This is a genomic window from Vicinamibacteria bacterium (assembly GCA_035620555.1).
In the GTDB taxonomy this organism is placed as follows: domain Bacteria; phylum Acidobacteriota; class Vicinamibacteria; order Marinacidobacterales; family SMYC01; genus DASPGQ01.
Map to the genome: position 1 here is coordinate 1 of DASPGQ010000310.1, position 15,638 is coordinate 15,638.

The window sequence follows — 15,638 nt, forward strand, 5'->3', positions numbered from 1 at the left end:
CGGACATGCCCGGACGGAGCGGTCCCGAAACGGACAACTCATTCACTTGTAATGGATTAAGGGTCGGTAACCGCGTCGGACGCCCGCCGTTCGAGTGATTTGGAGTGGGGGTCCATCCACTGGTCGTAAAGGTGGAATCCCTACACGAGACTCAGCAAGAACGTCGGCCGATTGATCTGGAGGTGTTGGGATTGGATGCCATTGGGCAGCTGAGAGACTTCTTCGATAAGGAGGGCGTGTGGACCTCGGCAGACCATGCGCGACGAAAGAGCTCAGCTGACCCTGCCGAGCGGTGATAGCAGAGGTGAGCACGCAGTGCGAATAAGCGCCGCAAATGCCGAGCCCTGGCGACCGACCCGGCTGGAAGCTTCGGCGGGTCCGCCGGAGCCTTGCGGCAAGGCGGATTGACACGGGTCCCGCGACGGCGTCGAGCAATCGAGAGAACGGCCGAGCCGGCGGCGGAGAGCTCGACGGCCGGCCCAAACGGCCGGCTCGGCATCGTTCCCGATTCAGGATGGAAACGTTACGGAACTGCGAGCGCGTTGGCCATGGCGGTGAAGATCGCGATGACCGCCTGAGAGATATTTGGCAGCGCGAGGGCCACCGCGAGAGCCACGAGAACGAGCATGAGCGCGTACTCCACGGCCGTCGGTCCGTCCTCTTCTCTCACGAAGCGGACAATCTGCTGAACGAGAGCATTCATCTGAATCATTCCTTACCCCCTTTATAGAGTGCCCACGACTGTCGTCGAGGCAGCTCGACCCAACCCCGTGCAACCTGGATGCCAGATGTCTACATGTAGAGTTAATCTATTGAAATTAATAAACTTACGACGAAAGGCGGTGATGATTCTTTTAACCCGTTGAAAAAAATAGATATGTAGTCTATTTCTTATCAAGGGGTTACAGGACGTGGACGAGGTGCTCTGGACACCATCGGACGGGGCCCGACGGGTCGCCAGTACTTCTATTCGTTCAGCACCTTATCGGATCTGGCGCCGTCGGACGTTCGTCGGATCGGCTCCGTCGGCTCCGTGGACCCTCCGGAAATCAATAGGGACTTTCTGATGGTTCGCCTGTCGAATTCTCGGCCCAGCGCTCCCGCCTGCCGAAGTAGCCGCGCCAGGCGAGGTCCATGATGTCGTCCGTCAAGCGGACGGACTCGCTTCGATAACGGCAGATATCTTTCGCCCGTTCGATGAGATCCCGGGCCTCGCAGCTTCGATGCGGCCGGTCGTCCGCCTGGTAATGCTGGAGCAGGGTATCCAACAGGCCTTCGGGCACGGTAATGCCCTCGCGCTGGGCGTAGCGCTCGAAGATCTCACGGTACTGAGTCGGCGTGGGATTGTTCATGAAGATGCGATAGCCCATGCGTCTCAGGAACGCGGGATCCATCACCTTGTCCGGATCCAGGTTGGTGGAGATGATCAGCATGGGACGAAAAGGCACGGGGAACTTCTGGCCCGTCTTGAGAGTCAGGTAGTCGACGCGGCTTTCCAATGGATGAATCCATCGATTGAGAAGCTCCGAATGGTCGACTCTCTGGTGCCCGAAGTCGTCGATGAGAAACGTTCCACCGTTCGCCTTTAGGTGCAGAGGGCCCTCGTAGTAGCCGAGCCCTTCGTGGTAGGCGAGGTCGAGTGACTCGATCGTCAGCTCTCCACCGGCAATGATGAACGGCCGTCTGATTCTCATCCACCGTCGATCAACCTCGCGAGCCCGCGTCTCCCAGGTGGTCGGCCTGTGGCATTCGGGGTCGAACACGCGAATGATGCTGTTGCCGATACCGATGCAGTGAGGGATCCAGAGATCTCCATCGACGGCGGCGTGGAGCATCTGGCCGAGGGATGTTTTGCCATTCCCCGGAGGCCCGTGCAGGAACAAGCTCCGGGAGGAAAAGCTCGCCAGCCCGGCAATCTGGACGGTCTCCTCGGGCAGTACGAGCTCGGAGATGGCTTCCGACACCCGTTCCGGCGTCACTTTCGGGAGCCGCGCGAGCTGCGCCTCCATCAGATCGGAGTAGGCCTTGAGCGTGACCGGAGCTGGCCCCACGTAACTGGTCGTTTTCATCGACTCGAGAGCCACGGCGCGTCCTCTCTCGGTGATTCCCAATTGCAGGCCGAAGTTGCCGGACTGACCGAGCACGGCGAGCGTGCGCTCGGTGCGAAGCTCGTCGACGAGATTGAGCACGACGCGGCTCGGGAGGCAGATCCGCTCGGCGAGCCACTCGGTGGTGAACTGCTTGGTGGTCTGCGCGATGCGCAACGTGAGCTCGAGGAGAAACTCTCGCGAGATTCCGGTATCCTCGGGGCTCACCGGAGCTTTGGGTAGGGCGAGCTCATTCGCCTCGCTCTGCGGTTCGAGGTCGCTTTTTTGCGCCAGAGTCAGTGAAGTCACGACACCTATCTCCTTGCTGTGGGAGAGCGGCTTTTTGAACTTGCCACTCTCGCTCGGATTACTCTTCTTCGATGAACCGACGAAGCTGACGCGAGACGGCTCCTCCTTCGGACGAGAGGCCCCGGGCCTGAAACTGGCTGAGACTCTCCTCGATCTTGCTCAGGACCTCGCGCTCACGCGCTTCGTTTCTTCGCTTCTCGATGTCCTCCAAAGTGGATTTCGGAATCTCGAGCACCGAGGCGAGCTCGCGAATGCTGAGTCCGAGTGCCTTGCGGAGTCCGCGAACCGGACTGGCTGTCCCGTTCGCGCCCGTCTCGAACTGGATTGAAGTGGCGAAAGCCCTCATGACGTGCTTTGCGCCCAGCACGCCGTTGTTCGCCAGAGAAGCCGCCTGGAAAAGGAAGTACTCGAGCTCCCTGGCGTTGCCGTCCCATGATGAAATGGTCTCGAGTGCAACCAATGCCTTTTCCGTCAGATCGAAAGATTCTCGAAACCCTATGAGTCGCGCGATGGCGCGAATGTCGCTCTTTCGCTCTCTCAAAGCGGGAATCTCGATACGGTGGACGAACCGGTAAAAGAGTTCCTTGCGGAGGCGCTCCGGTCGATTGGTGGCCGCCACGATCCTCGCGGGTGCGGCGCACTCCTGGTCCGAGCCGAGTGGCTTGACTCGGCGGGTCTCGATCGCACGGAGAAGCAGCGCCATGACCGCCTCGGGCATCTCCGAGATCTCGTCGAGGAAGAGCGTGCCTTCGCCGGCTTCGAGAAAGGCTCCGAGTCTTCGCGTCGCGGCACCGGTGAAAGCGCCCTTGAGGTGGCCGAAAAGCTCCGATACCGCGGAGTCTCCTCGCATCTGGGCCATGGAGATCGCCACAAACTTGTCCCGCCCCGACATTTCGTGGATATAGCGTGTCACCAGCTCCTTGCCCACTCCCGTCTCGCCGAGGATGAGCACGGGTCGGTCCGAGTCGGCAATCGACTCGGCCTGACGGAGCACGTCCACCATCCGGGGTGACGAATAGGCGAGGCACATCGAGCCGCCTTCCGCGAGCTCATAGACGACCGAGTTCTCCTCGCGAAGGATGATCCGGCCCAGCGCCCGGGCTACGAGCTGTTTCACCGTGCGGTCTCGTGTGTCCAGCAACCGGCGAGTGCGGCTCAAGTCATCGGTCTCGACGGCAATGGTGCAGCTCCCCTTGGGAATCAGAATGAACTCGCCCGAGTCGGACTCACCCGATGGGGCTTTCCTCGCGTCGGAGCTGCAACCGATCAACCGAGGAGAGTTGGCGCGGCGTGCCTTGAGCACGAGCACCCGGCGAGCGTGGAGATGGCGGCGCAGCGCATCGAGCTCGGGCATGCCGCTCGGTGCGTCGGATGACCGCGTCTCCGAGGTCTCCTGGAAAGCTCGTGCCAGGAACTCGGGATCGGCGAGTCGTCCGTCGAAGCTAGAGAGCGAAGAGCTGTGTGTCATGCTTCCCCTTGATGTTCTTCCTTGGTCGATTGGACTTCGGGGATCGAGATCTCGACCAGTAAAGTCTTCGAGATATCACGCAGGAACTCGTTATCATTCAGAAGCGAGACACAAACCATATGACCAGAAACGGTCTTTTCGTGCCAAAAAGGAAAACCGCTGCCAGAAGCAGCCGTCCCTTACGGTTGGGGAGTCAAATTTTTGCTGGGGAGTAAGAAATCGTACCAGACTCGGAGCCGTTCGTCAACGTTTCTAACCTACCGAACGAGCCCGGTAGTCACCGTTCAAACCGGCGCTCGCCGCGATCGCTACCGTGTTGACGTGCCAGCACGACGGACAGGCCACCGGGCAAAGTTCTTCCACCTCGTTGACCTGCGTATGGTAGAGCACTTCGTAGGTGGCGGCGCAGCCCTCACAGCGGTGCTGGTCGATCTTCTCGGATTCGGTGGTCGTCGGAACCTCGGGTGACGCAACCCGTGGCGGGGCAACCGGCAGTGGTGACGAGACCTGCGGCCGAGGCGCCACGACGCGTTCGGGGCGTTCGCGGCGTTCGGGCTCGCGCCCCTTGGCTCTCGTCTCCGAGGAGGCTTCCTCGAGTGCGCGCTTGAGGCTGGTCGCGACGTCTTTGCGGCCCGTAACCAGGCTCAAGCCCCGGTAATGGGGCTCGGGGCCGTCGATCTCGATCGACCATTGGTTTGCGATGCTGACGAGTGAGACGTTCCAGGAGCTCGTTCGCGCATGGTCTCCGAAGGCCGCCCGAACCGAAGTCTCGATGCGCTCGCGCTCGTCTTTGGGACACCCGGCAATCATGATCTTCAAACTCATGGTTGAATCGTTCCCGAGCGGGAATCTCCTCCTCTGCCGGTCGAAGGGGGGCGATCCGGAAAAAGCTCGCGCCCAACTCCTTCCGGGGTCGCCGGTAGTGCCGGGGCAACCGGGATGATCAGGTGCCAGGCAAATGGAGTTGGAAAGTCACGAGCACATGTTTCTGGGAAACGATTCTATTTTAGCAGATGAAGAACGAGCTCGTCACCGTGCTTCTGTCGAGGAGCTCGCCCTGAGCTTTGCCCGAGCCTCCCGGACGCGGTCTCGATCGATGTCTCCGTGCTCCCAATGTTCGAGAAACCTCTGGTAATACGCGCGCGCCTCGTCCGGAGCTCCCTCCTGTTCCAGGAGGCCGGCAAGAAAATAGAAGCTCCGGACGTAGCGGATCGGCTGGTACATGCGCTCCTGGGTCGATTCGAGAATACGCTCGTACCAGCCGATCGCTTCGGAAACGTTGCCCGCTCGCAGGTGCGCCGTGGCCAGCGAGTACCATATCAGGGCATGCATCCCGTCGGCTCCGCGCGGCGGAAGAAGCGATTCCGCTTCGTTCAAATGAGCGATCGCCGGGCCGTAGCTTCCCCGAGCCATGGCCAGCTCACCCTGAAGGAGCTCGAACGTGCGTTCATCCGCCGGCCCGAGTGAGAGATTGGCTCGCTGCTCGTAGGTGCGAGTCCACTTTCGCGCCTCCTCGCTCTGGCCGAGGCGCTCGCAGGCAATCGCCATCAGAACCGCTTGTTCCTTGCTCTGTCCGAACCGATCGTCGGGCGCCACCGCTGCGAGCGCGGCTTCCTTGGCGGCGGCATAATCTCCTGCCTCCAGAAGAATCCGAGCCTTGAACAAGAGCGGCTTACTCCCGAACAGGTGTTTGGCGTCGACCGGAGGGGCCCCGGCGACGCGCTCCAGGGCCTCGAGCACCGGCTGTACCTCGCCGCGATACAACAGGGTGGTGCTCAAGAGCTGTCCGCCAATGAACGTCTCGATGGGGCTCCTTGCTTCCATCATGGCTCTCGCCGTCTGAAGCGCCTCGTCCCACTGCTCGCGGAGAATCTGGGCCTGCCACCTCACTGGCCCGGTGCGAAGGGAGCTGGCTCCCAGGGCTTCGGCTCGCGCCAGAGTCTCGAGTCCTCCGCTGATGTCGTCCGTTTCGATCTCGATTTGCGCCAGTGAGACGAGGGTCGTCCAATCGTCGGGATTCCGGGCGTTGAACTCGGTGAGCACCTCACGAGCGCTATCGATGTCGTCGAGAGCGACGTAGGCAGCCGCAAGTTGTTCGTACGTTGCGGGAAAGAGCATGCGCCGCCGTCTCAGCTCCTCCAGTTGCTCGATCGCTTCGTCGTAGCGTTCGATCTCGAACAACAAGTTTCCCAGATTGTGGCGCGCCGACCCGTGGTCGGCATAGAGCTCGATCGCCTTCTCGTAGGCTTCGATGGCTCGGCCGAGTGTCGAGGGGGTGCGGGAATAGGCCCATCCCTCGATGTAGTAGCGTTCCCGCTCCGAGAGGCGGTCGATGTGCTCGAGAGCCCTCTCGGCGTTGGCATCGGCCTCCTCGTCGCGTCCGAGATTACTCTGGACGACGCCAAGCTTGGCCAGCGCCATCGCGAAGCCAGGGTCCAGCTCGACCGCGGCTTCGAAGTGGGGTATGGCCTCCTCCTCGCGGAAGCGCTCGTGCAATCGAATCCCTTCGGCGTACTCACGGTAGGCTTCCACCGACGACGTCGTGACTTCGCGAAGATCGCGGTCGAGCTCACCCCCCGGCCCCTGGATGCCGAGCTCGGATTTGATCCTCGCCGTCATATCGTCGACGAGCCGGAATAGGTTCGCCTCGCCGCTGGTCTCGACCGTCTCCGTGAAAACGACTTGACCGCTCTCGGCCTGTTGGATCCGTGCCGACAGACGGATGGATTCGCCGGCCTTGGCGAAGCTGCCGAGGAGAACCTTCTCCGCCCCCGCCCGATCCGCCAGCTCGGCGACGTCCCCTGCCGCCAGCGGTCCGCTGTTCCGGCGTCCCATGTCCTCGAGGATCTGATACAAGCGATCGGTGGTCACGACCTCGAGGTCTTTCGATTGGGAGAGATCGGTCACCAGCAGCTCGGTCAGGCCGGTGCGAAGCCAATCGAGCTCGGCATCACCGGAGAGGTTCTCGAAATGCAGTACCGCGAGAGTCGGTTTGACGTGAATATCGGGGGGTGGTGTACCGCGTCCCGACATGAGAAGCGCGGCGGCGACGGCTCCGGAAGCGACGAGCGCTACCGCGGCGGCGACCCGCTGGATTCCCCGGAAGCCGAAGCTCGACGCCTCGAGGCGCGCGCGAGCGCGTTTGAGCTCTTCCAGAACCTCGGTCATGCTCGAGTAGCGACCGTCGGGCTCCTTCGATAGACAACGCTCCAGGATCGGCTGGAGCAGCGCCCGCGCGTCGGGAGGCAGCGGAAGCTTCGGAGTCGGGTCTCGTAGAATCGCATGGAGCGTGTCGATCCGCGTGGGACCTTCGAATGGCGGTTTGCCAGCGAGCATCGCGTATAGCAAGAGCCCGAAGCTGAATACGTCGCTTCTCTGGTCCACCGTTCCGCCCCGCGCTTGCTCGGGCGACATGAACGAAGCCGTTCCGGCGACGAACCCTTCCCGAGTGCTGCTTGAAAGCGGCAGCTCGTCGTCGCTGCATTCACTTACGAACGGGCTCCGATCCGTGTCGAGAAGCTTGGCGAGACCGAAGTCGATGATCTTCGGATGACCTCCTTCGGTCAGCATCACGTTTCTGGGCTTCACGTCCCGATGGACGATTCCCCGCTCGTGCGCGTAGGCGATACCGGAAGCGATCCCGATCGCCAGGTCGATCGCCTCGACCACGGGAAGGGGCCCGCGACTCAGCCGGGAGCCGAGCGTCTCGCCGCGGATGAGCTCCATCGCGATGAAGGCCACTCCCGACGCGTCGTCGATCTCGTGAATCACACCGATGTGGGGGTGCTCGAGCACTGCCGCGGCTTTCGCTTCGGCGACGAACCGGCGTCGTCGCTCCGGATCCTGCACGAGCACCTTGGGAAGGACCTTGAGCGCAACCTCCCGGTTGAGCTTGTCGTCCCTGGCCCGGTAGACGATCTGCGCCTCGCTGCGGGCGATCTCTTCGAGAATCGTGTAGTGCGAAAGCTTCTCTTCAGTCATTTCGTCGCGCGTGAGCGCACTGAAACCCGCCCCCGGTAGGTTTACGGCCTCGCCCGAGGGATTGTTCCCTCGCCTGCGCCAAAGGCTACGGCGGGGCAGCCTTCGCTCGGATCGCTGGCTTGCCTAGGCCGAAGCTCGACGCTTCAAGATACGTCGTCGAGCGAAGGCTGGTGCCGGAGGAGGGAGTCGAACCCTCACAGCCGCGAGGACCGCGGGATTTTGAGTCCCGTGCGTCTACCAATTCCGCCACTCCGGCACGTTGCTCGGGAAGTCTACCAAAAAATGCGGGTTCGGGACCGCCTTGCGGGCAGAGGCGAATCAAAGTATGCTGGAGGCGTTCATGGGCCGATGAACCTTCATCCTTAGACCACCCTGCGTGGAACATTCTTGAGTGGCCGTTCTGCAAATTCTGCCGAAAATATGAAGGGTGCACCCGGTTGCCGTCCATAGGATCCTCGGCGAAATCCTTGTGAGCACATTATTTAGTAGTTCCCGGCCCGGGCATATGTTAGAATGCCGCCGCAAAAATATTGAGAAAGCGAGGTGTGAATGACCTTCCAGATCGGGGATAAGGTCGTGTACCCCAACCATGGCATTGGAGTCGTCGAGGATATCCTGGCAGACACTCTCCCTGATTCGAAGCATCAGTTCTACAAACTGCGCATCCTTGCGAACTCCACCGTCGTGAAGGTTCCGGTCCAGAACGTCGACGGTGTGGGATTGCGCCGGGTAATCACCGGAAGGGACGTCGAGCGGATATTCGACCTTTTGGAGAACCGCAAGATCGAGCAGCATTCGAACTGGAAGGGTCGCTACAAGGACAACTCCGACAAGATGCGGAGTGGGTCCATCTACGACGTGGCCGGAGTGCTCAAGGACCTTTCATACCTCAGCAAGAAGAAGAGCCTGTCGTTTCGCGAGAAGAGAATGCTCGACCGTGCCCGCTTCCTCATCGTCAGCGAGCTGGCGGAGGTCGCCGAAGAGCCTCAGGATCTCGTCGAGCAGAAGATCGACATCGCTCTGTCGCGCGGGATGGAAGCCAAGAAGAAAGGCCGAACGAGCCTCAAGACGCTTCTCAAGAAGACGACCCTGGCGGCCATGGCGGAGAGCGGCCGGACGGAAGGTGTCGCCCGGAAGGTGCGGAGCCGAGCGTCGACGAATGGAAAGGGCCGCAAGAAGCCGATCTCGATCACCATCAACCGTTACTGCTGCTGAGTGACTTGTTCGAGATCCCGTTCGTGCCCGGAGGGGCCCGGCAGCCCCGGCTTGCCTCAGATCTGAACGACAATCAGAGCCGGCTCGAAACGGCGTCAACCCGTTAGCTGGGTTGGATCGAGCCCTTCCGCCCAGAAGGTCGGAAGGGCTTTTTCCTGATCTTGCCGTGACATGCTGACGAGCCTCGTACTCGCGATCGTGCTGCCGGTCTATACGTTGGTTGCCGGGATGGCTGGTATTCCGTACGCTCTCATCACGGGAAACTCCCGGGTTCTGTACTGGCTGGGACGGTTCGGGGTGCGGATCGGGTTCTGGCTCGCCCGGATCCGGATCGTCACCCATGGTGACGAGAAGCTCGGCGCGAATCCGCATTTCATCTTCATGATGAATCACAACTCCAACCTCGACGTACCCGCGGTCTGGATGCGCCTTCCCGGACCGGTCCGGGTCCTGGGAAAAAGGGAGTTGTTTCGCCTTCCGGTTCTCGCGACGGCGATGCGCCTCGGTGGGTTCGTGCCGGTCGATCGGACGAACCGGGAAAGCGCCGTCGAGAGCGTCAAACGCGCCGCGGCGCTGGCCGCGGCCGGGGAATCGTTTCTCATCGCCCCCGAAGGCACCCGCAGCCGAACCGGGGATTTGCTGAGCTTCAAGAAGGGCGGTTTTCACATGGCGATCGACGCTCAGGTCCCCATCCTGCCGATTACGGTGACCGGCGCGTTCGAGCTCATGCCGCCCGGAAGCTTCGCAATCCGCTCGGGCACGGTCGAGATCTTCTTTCACGATCCGGTTTCGACCGCGGGTTTGGAGCCCAGGGATCGGGCCATGCTCATGACGCGTGTCCGGGAGCCTATCGAAGAGACGCTCCGGCGTCACCGTCCCAGGGAGTCCCAGGGCCAGGAGGAAAGAGGATTCTACGAGGAGCATTGACATCGAGGCGAGTGCCCTGGTAGCATCAAAAGACTGACCGTAAGTTTCTCAGGATGGGGCACTTGAAAGAAACGCAAGTCGCCACGCGCGACGGCGACGTGGCAACATCTGCCTTTGATCCGCAACACCCTCTGTTCACCTACCGCGAGCATCTCGAGGAGTTGAAAGCCCGTCTCGAGGAAGACGGCTTCATCGCGCTGCTCCTCATCGATGTATCCGACATCAACCAGGTGGAGCGCGACTACGGGAGCGTGATTTTCGACCAGCTCATGGACATGGTTCGCGAGGTGGTTCGGGAGCTCCAGGGGACCGAGCTTCGTACCGGGGATATCGTCTCGTTGAACGAGCGGGCGGGCGACGTGTTCTTGATCTTCCTCGCACCGAGGAAGGAAGAGGAGCACCTACTCGCCGAGGATATCGAGAAGATTGGCGAGAGGGTCGAGTTCCTCCTCGCGCCCCGAGTCTCGCAAACCGCCTTCACTTACATGAAGAAACGTCCCCGCGTGTTCGTGGGCACGTCGCTGGTCTTGCACAACCCGCTGGTGAGAGCCGAACGCCTGGTCATGCGAGCGATTCAGGAGGCCCAGCAGGCGTCGAAGCTCAACAACTACCGGCGCCACCTCGAGAGCAAGAAACAGCTCCAGCGCATCATCCTCAAAGAACAGATCACCACGCTCTTCCAGCCCATCTATGACATGGAGACCGAGCGTCCCCACGGCTTCGAGGCGCTCTGCCGCGGTCCTAAGGGGACCGAGTTCTACAGTCCGATCGTTCTGTTCGACGTGGCTGACAAGACCGACCTGCTTTTCGAGCTCGACCATCTCTGCCGCCGCAAGGCCCTGGTGTCGGCCACGAAGAAAGGCGGTGGGCTCCCGAAAGACTACAAGCTCTTCATCAATACACTGCCCTTCTCGATGCGAGATCCTCACTTCCAGGGGCAGGATCTCATCGATCTGCTGGGAAGAAACCTCGCTCCGGATCAGATCGTTCTCGAGGTCAACGAGAAATACGCTATCGACAACTACCACTTGTTTCGCGATGCGATGAAGTACTTTCAACATTTGGGCTGCCTCATCGCCATCGACGACATGGGAGCCGAACATTCCGGGCTCGACAAGATCGTGGAGCTTCAGCCGAACTACGTGAAGCTCGACATAAAGCTCGTGCGAGACATCCACACAAGCTTCGTCAAGAAGGAGATGGTGCAGAGCTTCAAGTCCCTGGCGGACAAGATCGATGCCCGACTCATTGCCGAAGGAATCGAGAAGAAGGAGGAGCTCGATGTCGTTCGCGAGATCGGTGTGAGCTTCGTCCAGGGCAATTCGCTCGGCAAGCCGATGCAGGGCTTCCAGATCACCCCAACCGGCAGCTGATCTTCAAGAGATCTCCAGGGCCACGTAGAGTAGCTCGCCGTCACGCTCCACCCACAGGGCGATCGGATCTCCGGGACCATAGCGGGCGATGGTCGCTTTGAGCTCGGCAAGGCTTCGGATCTCGTTCCGATTCACCTCGTGGATGACGTCGCCGGGCAGAAGCCCCCCACCCTGCCACGGAGTAGCCTCCCGGGCGCGGGCGGCGACGACGACTCCGCTCGGAATCCGCAGCCCGGTGAACATCTGTCGGAGCCTGTCGTCCAGATCGATGCCGAGGATGCCGAGCTCGGGCACCAGGTTTCGATCGGGATGAACCAGCCCGGCGAACCGGTAGGGATGCTCGCGCCTCTCCACGACCTCGACCTCGAGCGTGAGCTCGCTCGCTCCCCGGAGTATTCCGAGCCGGGCTCGTTCTCCCACCCGCTTCTGGTAGAGGTTCACTTCGAGCTGCCGCCCGTTCTCCATGGTTCTTCCGTCCAGGGTCAGAATCAGATCGCCGGACTCCAAACCTGCCTTCCCCGCGGGACCATCCGGCGTGACGTCGGAAACGATGACTCCCCAGGATCTGGGCAAGTCCAGCCCGCTTGCCAGCAAGGGTGTAATCGTCTGCACCGACGCTCCGATCTCACCCCGTGCCACCCGGCCGGTGGATCGAATTTGATCGAATACGTTGCGCACGATATTGGCGGGAGCGGCGAAGCCGACGCCCTCGTTTCCGCCCGACTGCGAAAGGATCATCGTATTGATACCCACGACCTTGCCGTCGGTGTCCACCAGAGGCCCGCCGCTGTTTCCGGGGTTGATCGACGCATCGGTCTGGACGTAGATCATCGGGTCGCCCTCGCGAAGTTGGCGCGCCTTGGCGCTCACCACGCCCATCGTGACGGAGTTCTCTAGCCCGAGCGGGCTTCCGAATGCGAAGACGAGCTCGCCGGGCCGTAGCCGGTCGGAATCCCCGAGCTCCAGGTGGAAATGCCCGTCGCCCTCGGTCTTCAGGACGGCCAGATCCGTCTCCAGGTCGATCCCCACGATCTGGGCTCCGGCGAGTCGACCCCGTGAGCCTAGAATCGAGCTGCCTTCGTCCCGCTGCGGAATGAGGACTCGCACCCGACGGGCCCCGCTCACCACGTGTGCGTTCGTCACGATATAGCCGTCGGATGAAAGGACGACCCCCGAGCCCCGGCTCATCTGCTCCGAGATGAGCTCCCCGGTGACGATGCCGCTCGCGGCGGAGAAGCCGGACGCGAGAATCTGGACGACGGCGGGGTTGACGCTCTCGGCCAGGGCGCCGAAGGAGTCGCTCAACGCGTCGAGGCTCGGCTTCGACTGCATTGGGGCGGGCACGAGACTCGGCGCGGTGACGACGAGACCGAGGAGCGCGAGCCGGATCATATGCGGGTCACGGCGACGAGATTGACGTCATCGGGCAGCGGTTTTCTCTCACCGAAATCCAGCGCCCGCTCCATCGTTTCGCGAATCACCTCTTCGCCGTCACGCCCCGCCAGCTCGGTGAGTACGCGTCTCAACTCTTCGTCTTCGAACATGGCCCCGCTGCTGTTGGCAATCGACCCGAGGCCGTCCGAGCCCGCGAGCAGGACATCACCCGGGTGGAGCTCGAGGCTCCTCGACTCGTAGGGCACGAGGTCCGGCTCCAGCAAACCCAGAGGAGGTCCGGCCACGGCGAACTCGTCCAGACACCCTTTGGCCCGCAGGATGAAGGGATAGGGAAGCCCGGCGTTCGAGAACGGCACCGCGTGCGAGTCCGAGCGAATGTCGAACACCGCCGCGGCGGCGTACATGCTATTGGGCAGCACGGCGTGGAGACGGCGGTTCATCTCCGAGAGTAGCGCCTGCGGAGTCTCGGCGCCTGTCGCCGACTCCTGGAACACGCCCTTCAGAAGCATCGTCGAAAGCGCAGCCTGAACGCCATGCCCGATCACGTCGGAGACCAGCAGGACCGCACGCCCATCCTCCGGCTCGGCCACATCGACGAAGTCGCCCCCGATCGCTTCACATGGCTGATAAAGGGTCGCAAAACGATAGCCTGTCACTTGGGGAAAATTCTTCGGGAGTAGGCTCTGTTGCACCCGGGCCGCCATCTCGAGCTCGCGCTCGAGAAATCGATGCTTGACCTCGAGCGCCTCGTGTCGGCTGAGAAGCGAATCCAGCTCTCTCACCTTTTCGCGCAGCATCCTCCTCAGGCTCTTCTCCGCCAGGGCGTTCGAGACGATATTGAGGAGAGCATCGTTGTCCCAGGGTTTCTCGAGATAGTGGTAGAGTCCCACCTCGTTGATTGCCTTGATGGCGTTCTCTTTGTCGGCGTAGCCGGTCAGGAGGAGCCGGATCGCGTCGGGCTGCAGCTCTTTGACTGCCTTCAGCAGCTCGATCCCGTTCATTTCCGGCATGAGGAAATCCGAGATCACGACGTCGATGGGAGTGCGGGAGACCTGCTCCATCGCCTCGCGCGGGCTCGTCGACGCGTGAATCTCGTAATCGGTCTGGAGGGCGAAGACCCCGCGCAGCGACGAGATGACCATTTCCTCATCGTCGACGATGAGGACCGAGGGGACCTTGGCACTCATGCAAAAGCTTTCATGATGTCGCGCTGGAGAGACACGAGCTCATCGTGCGCGGCATTGACCTCGGCAATCTTGTCTTCGAGACGTTTGAGGAGGAGGCGCTTCTCGAGTCCGTTTCGGATGATGAGCTTCAAGTCGTCGTTCTCCCACGGTTTCTCGATGTATTGGTAGAGTCCCACGTCGTTGATCGCCTTGATGGCGTTCTCCTTGTCCGCGTAGCCGGTGAGCAGGATGCGAGTGGCTTGGGGCTGGATCTCCTTGACTTTCGCGAGGAAGGAAATCCCGTCCAAATCCGGCATCAGGTAGTCCGAGATCACGACGTCGACCCGGTTGGACTGGATGAACTCCAGCGCCTTCGATGGCGAGGTGAAGCCCTTGACGTCATAGTCCGTCTCGAGGGTCAAGAAGCTCCGGATGCTCGTCACCACCATGTCCTCGTCGTCCACGAGGACGATGACCGGAATATTCGATTGATGCTCCATGGTCCGCCTTTCTCATTCGAGCAGCCCGATTTTACTGCAACCCTAGCGTCAGGCTCCGGCGGGACTGACCAGCTTGCGGAAGCGGCGGACGAGCGCTTTGAGAATGCTCGGTCCAAGCTCGGGATAATCGAGCAGGAGATCGTAGAAATCCTGACGGTCCACTCGCAGAAGAAGGGTTTCCGTGGCCGCGTGGCTGCCGAACACCCGAGTGCTGCCCTCGATGAGGTCCCAAGCGCCGAGCGCCGACTTCGCTCCCATGCGGCTCAGCTCTTGACCGTTGCGGGTGAGGACGAGCTCGCCCCGGACCACGACGTACAGGCCGTCAGCGGGCTGTCCCTCCTCGAACACGACCGCGTCCTTCTGATAGAGAACTTCGTCGGTAATGGAGGCGAGAACGGCGAGGTCCTCCGTTCTCGCCGCGCTGAGGACGTCGACGTTCTGCAATAGAAGTACTTTCTCGACGACGGTGTAGGGCATTAAGGAGTGAGAGTCTCTCTCACTCCAGGATCTCGGTCAAAATCCTCCCCGGCAGACCCGGCATGTCGAGCCCTAGAAGGTCGCACACGGTTGGGGCGAGGTCGTAGTTTTGCACCCTGCCGACGCGCACCCCCATTCTCACGCGTCGCCCGGTTGCGAGAAAGACGGCATACATGCGCTCATCCGACGGCAGGAAGCCATGTCCGTAGTACGGAGTGGGCAGACGCTCTCGCCGACTCGACGAATCCTGCTCGTCGACCACGAGCCTGGTATCGATACTCCCGATGATGAGGTACTGGCCGAGGATATGAGGGTCTTCGTCGTAGCGAGGGATGCCGAGCGCGTGAAAATCCTCCGGCCGGACCACGACGGCAACGCCGTCGAGCCGGGCGGCCCGGGACAGGGCGTCCTCCAAGGCCTTCCCGTCTTTCGACTCTTCGAAGCGATCGGTGAGCTCTACCACGACCGACCAATAGCCGCCATGGAGTCGCACCTTGTTGGCGAGTCCCGCCTTCTCGAATACGGGATAGACGTTGACCGAGTACTCGGCGGTGTGGAAGCCGTGGTCGGACACCACCACGAGTGTCGTCTGATTGGCGAGACCCGAGTCTTCGATGGCGCGTCGGACGAGTCCAATGTTGTAGTCCGACGCCGTGAGCGCCGCCTTCGAGAGGTAATGCTGCGGGCCGTACTGATGCTGGTAGCGATCCGGAGCCGGCAGGCGCAGCAGGAGAAGGTGG

At 61.6% G+C, this 15,638-nt stretch carries 13 protein-coding genes and 1 tRNA gene; 3 read left to right on the forward strand and 11 right to left on the reverse strand.

The features are described from left to right. Positions 1-523: 523 nt before the first annotated feature. The 6 genes from VEK15_12535 to VEK15_12560 all read right to left on the reverse strand — a co-directional run bounded on the left by VEK15_12535 (position 524) and on the right by VEK15_12560 (position 8,101). Positions 524-712, reverse strand: a complete 189-nt coding sequence (locus tag VEK15_12535) for a Flp family type IVb pilin (GenBank protein ID HXV61517.1) — start codon at positions 710-712, stop codon at positions 524-526. A 337-nt stretch (positions 713-1,049) separates the two neighbouring features. Then, positions 1,050-2,396 carry an ATP-binding protein gene (locus tag VEK15_12540; protein HXV61518.1) on the reverse strand — a complete coding sequence of 449 codons (1,347 nt, stop codon included), beginning with the start codon at positions 2,394-2,396 and terminating at the stop codon, positions 1,050-1,052. 58 nt (positions 2,397-2,454) lie between these two features. After that, positions 2,455-3,864, reverse strand: a complete 1,410-nt coding sequence (locus VEK15_12545; protein ID HXV61519.1) for a sigma 54-interacting transcriptional regulator — start codon at positions 3,862-3,864, stop codon at positions 2,455-2,457. A gap of 252 nt (positions 3,865-4,116) precedes the next feature. Then, positions 4,117-4,689 carry a hypothetical protein gene (locus tag VEK15_12550; protein ID HXV61520.1) on the reverse strand — a complete coding sequence of 191 codons (573 nt, stop codon included), beginning with the start codon at positions 4,687-4,689 and terminating at the stop codon, positions 4,117-4,119. Positions 4,690-4,893: 204 nt separating this feature from the next. Further along, entirely contained in the window at positions 4,894-7,845 is a 2,952-nt protein-coding gene (locus VEK15_12555; GenBank protein ID HXV61521.1) for a protein kinase, read from the reverse strand. A 168-nt stretch (positions 7,846-8,013) separates the two neighbouring features. Continuing rightward, positions 8,014-8,101: transfer RNA gene (locus VEK15_12560), tRNA-Leu, on the reverse strand. Between the two features lie 293 nt (positions 8,102-8,394). Here VEK15_12560 and VEK15_12565 point away from each other — a divergent pair. From VEK15_12565 to VEK15_12575, 3 genes are all read left to right on the forward strand, one after another. Then, entirely contained in the window at positions 8,395-9,060 is a 666-nt protein-coding gene (locus VEK15_12565; GenBank protein HXV61522.1) for a CarD family transcriptional regulator, read from the forward strand. A 171-nt stretch (positions 9,061-9,231) separates the two neighbouring features. Beyond that, on the forward strand, positions 9,232-9,987 hold the full coding sequence (locus VEK15_12570; protein ID HXV61523.1) for a lysophospholipid acyltransferase family protein: 756 nt from the start codon (positions 9,232-9,234) through the stop codon (positions 9,985-9,987). A 62-nt stretch (positions 9,988-10,049) separates the two neighbouring features. Then, complete coding sequence (locus VEK15_12575) at positions 10,050-11,360, forward strand: EAL domain-containing protein (protein ID HXV61524.1); 1,311 nt, start codon at positions 10,050-10,052, stop codon at positions 11,358-11,360. A 3-nt stretch (positions 11,361-11,363) separates the two neighbouring features. Here the strand turns inward: VEK15_12575 and VEK15_12580 are convergent, their stop codons facing one another. The 5 genes from VEK15_12580 to VEK15_12600 all read right to left on the reverse strand — a co-directional run. Then, positions 11,364-12,752 (reverse strand): trypsin-like peptidase domain-containing protein, encoded by a 1,389-nt coding sequence (locus tag VEK15_12580; GenBank protein HXV61525.1) that lies wholly within the window; start codon positions 12,750-12,752, stop codon positions 11,364-11,366. Next, positions 12,749-13,942, reverse strand: coding sequence for a SpoIIE family protein phosphatase (locus VEK15_12585; GenBank protein HXV61526.1), 1,194 nt, complete (start codon positions 13,940-13,942; stop codon positions 12,749-12,751). Before VEK15_12585 ends, VEK15_12580 begins: the two co-directional genes overlap by 4 nt. Further along, the gene (locus VEK15_12590) at positions 13,939-14,421 is read right to left on the reverse strand and encodes a response regulator (GenBank protein ID HXV61527.1); all 483 of its coding nucleotides are present in this window, start codon (positions 14,419-14,421) and stop codon (positions 13,939-13,941) included. Before VEK15_12590 ends, VEK15_12585 begins: the two co-directional genes overlap by 4 nt. A 48-nt stretch (positions 14,422-14,469) precedes the next feature. Then, complete coding sequence (locus VEK15_12595; protein HXV61528.1) at positions 14,470-14,898, reverse strand: cyclic nucleotide-binding domain-containing protein; 429 nt, start codon at positions 14,896-14,898, stop codon at positions 14,470-14,472. Between the two features lie 19 nt (positions 14,899-14,917). Next, positions 14,918-15,638: alkaline phosphatase family protein (locus tag VEK15_12600; GenBank protein ID HXV61529.1), on the reverse strand; the 721-nt coding region annotated here is incomplete at its 5' end.

Excerpts from the sequence above, each read along its gene's own strand:
- VEK15_12535 (HXV61517.1), bottom strand. The coding sequence starts at position 712 with ATGATTCAGATGAATGCTCTCGTTCAGCAGATTGTCCGCTTCGTGAGA.
- VEK15_12545 (HXV61519.1), bottom strand. The coding sequence starts at position 3,864 with ATGACACACAGCTCTTCGCTCTCTAGCTTCGACGGACGACTCGCCGAT.
- VEK15_12550 (HXV61520.1), bottom strand. The coding sequence starts at position 4,689 with ATGAGTTTGAAGATCATGATTGCCGGGTGTCCCAAAGACGAGCGCGAG.
- VEK15_12555 (HXV61521.1), bottom strand. The coding sequence starts at position 7,845 with ATGACTGAAGAGAAGCTTTCGCACTACACGATTCTCGAAGAGATCGCC.
- VEK15_12565 (HXV61522.1), top strand. The coding sequence starts at position 8,395 with ATGACCTTCCAGATCGGGGATAAGGTCGTGTACCCCAACCATGGCATT.
- VEK15_12570 (HXV61523.1), top strand. The coding sequence starts at position 9,232 with ATGCTGACGAGCCTCGTACTCGCGATCGTGCTGCCGGTCTATACGTTG.
- VEK15_12580 (HXV61525.1), bottom strand. The coding sequence starts at position 12,752 with ATGATCCGGCTCGCGCTCCTCGGTCTCGTCGTCACCGCGCCGAGTCTC.
- VEK15_12585 (HXV61526.1), bottom strand. The coding sequence starts at position 13,942 with ATGAGTGCCAAGGTCCCCTCGGTCCTCATCGTCGACGATGAGGAAATG.
- VEK15_12590 (HXV61527.1), bottom strand. The coding sequence starts at position 14,421 with ATGGAGCATCAATCGAATATTCCGGTCATCGTCCTCGTGGACGACGAG.
- VEK15_12595 (HXV61528.1), bottom strand. The coding sequence starts at position 14,898 with ATGCCCTACACCGTCGTCGAGAAAGTACTTCTATTGCAGAACGTCGAC.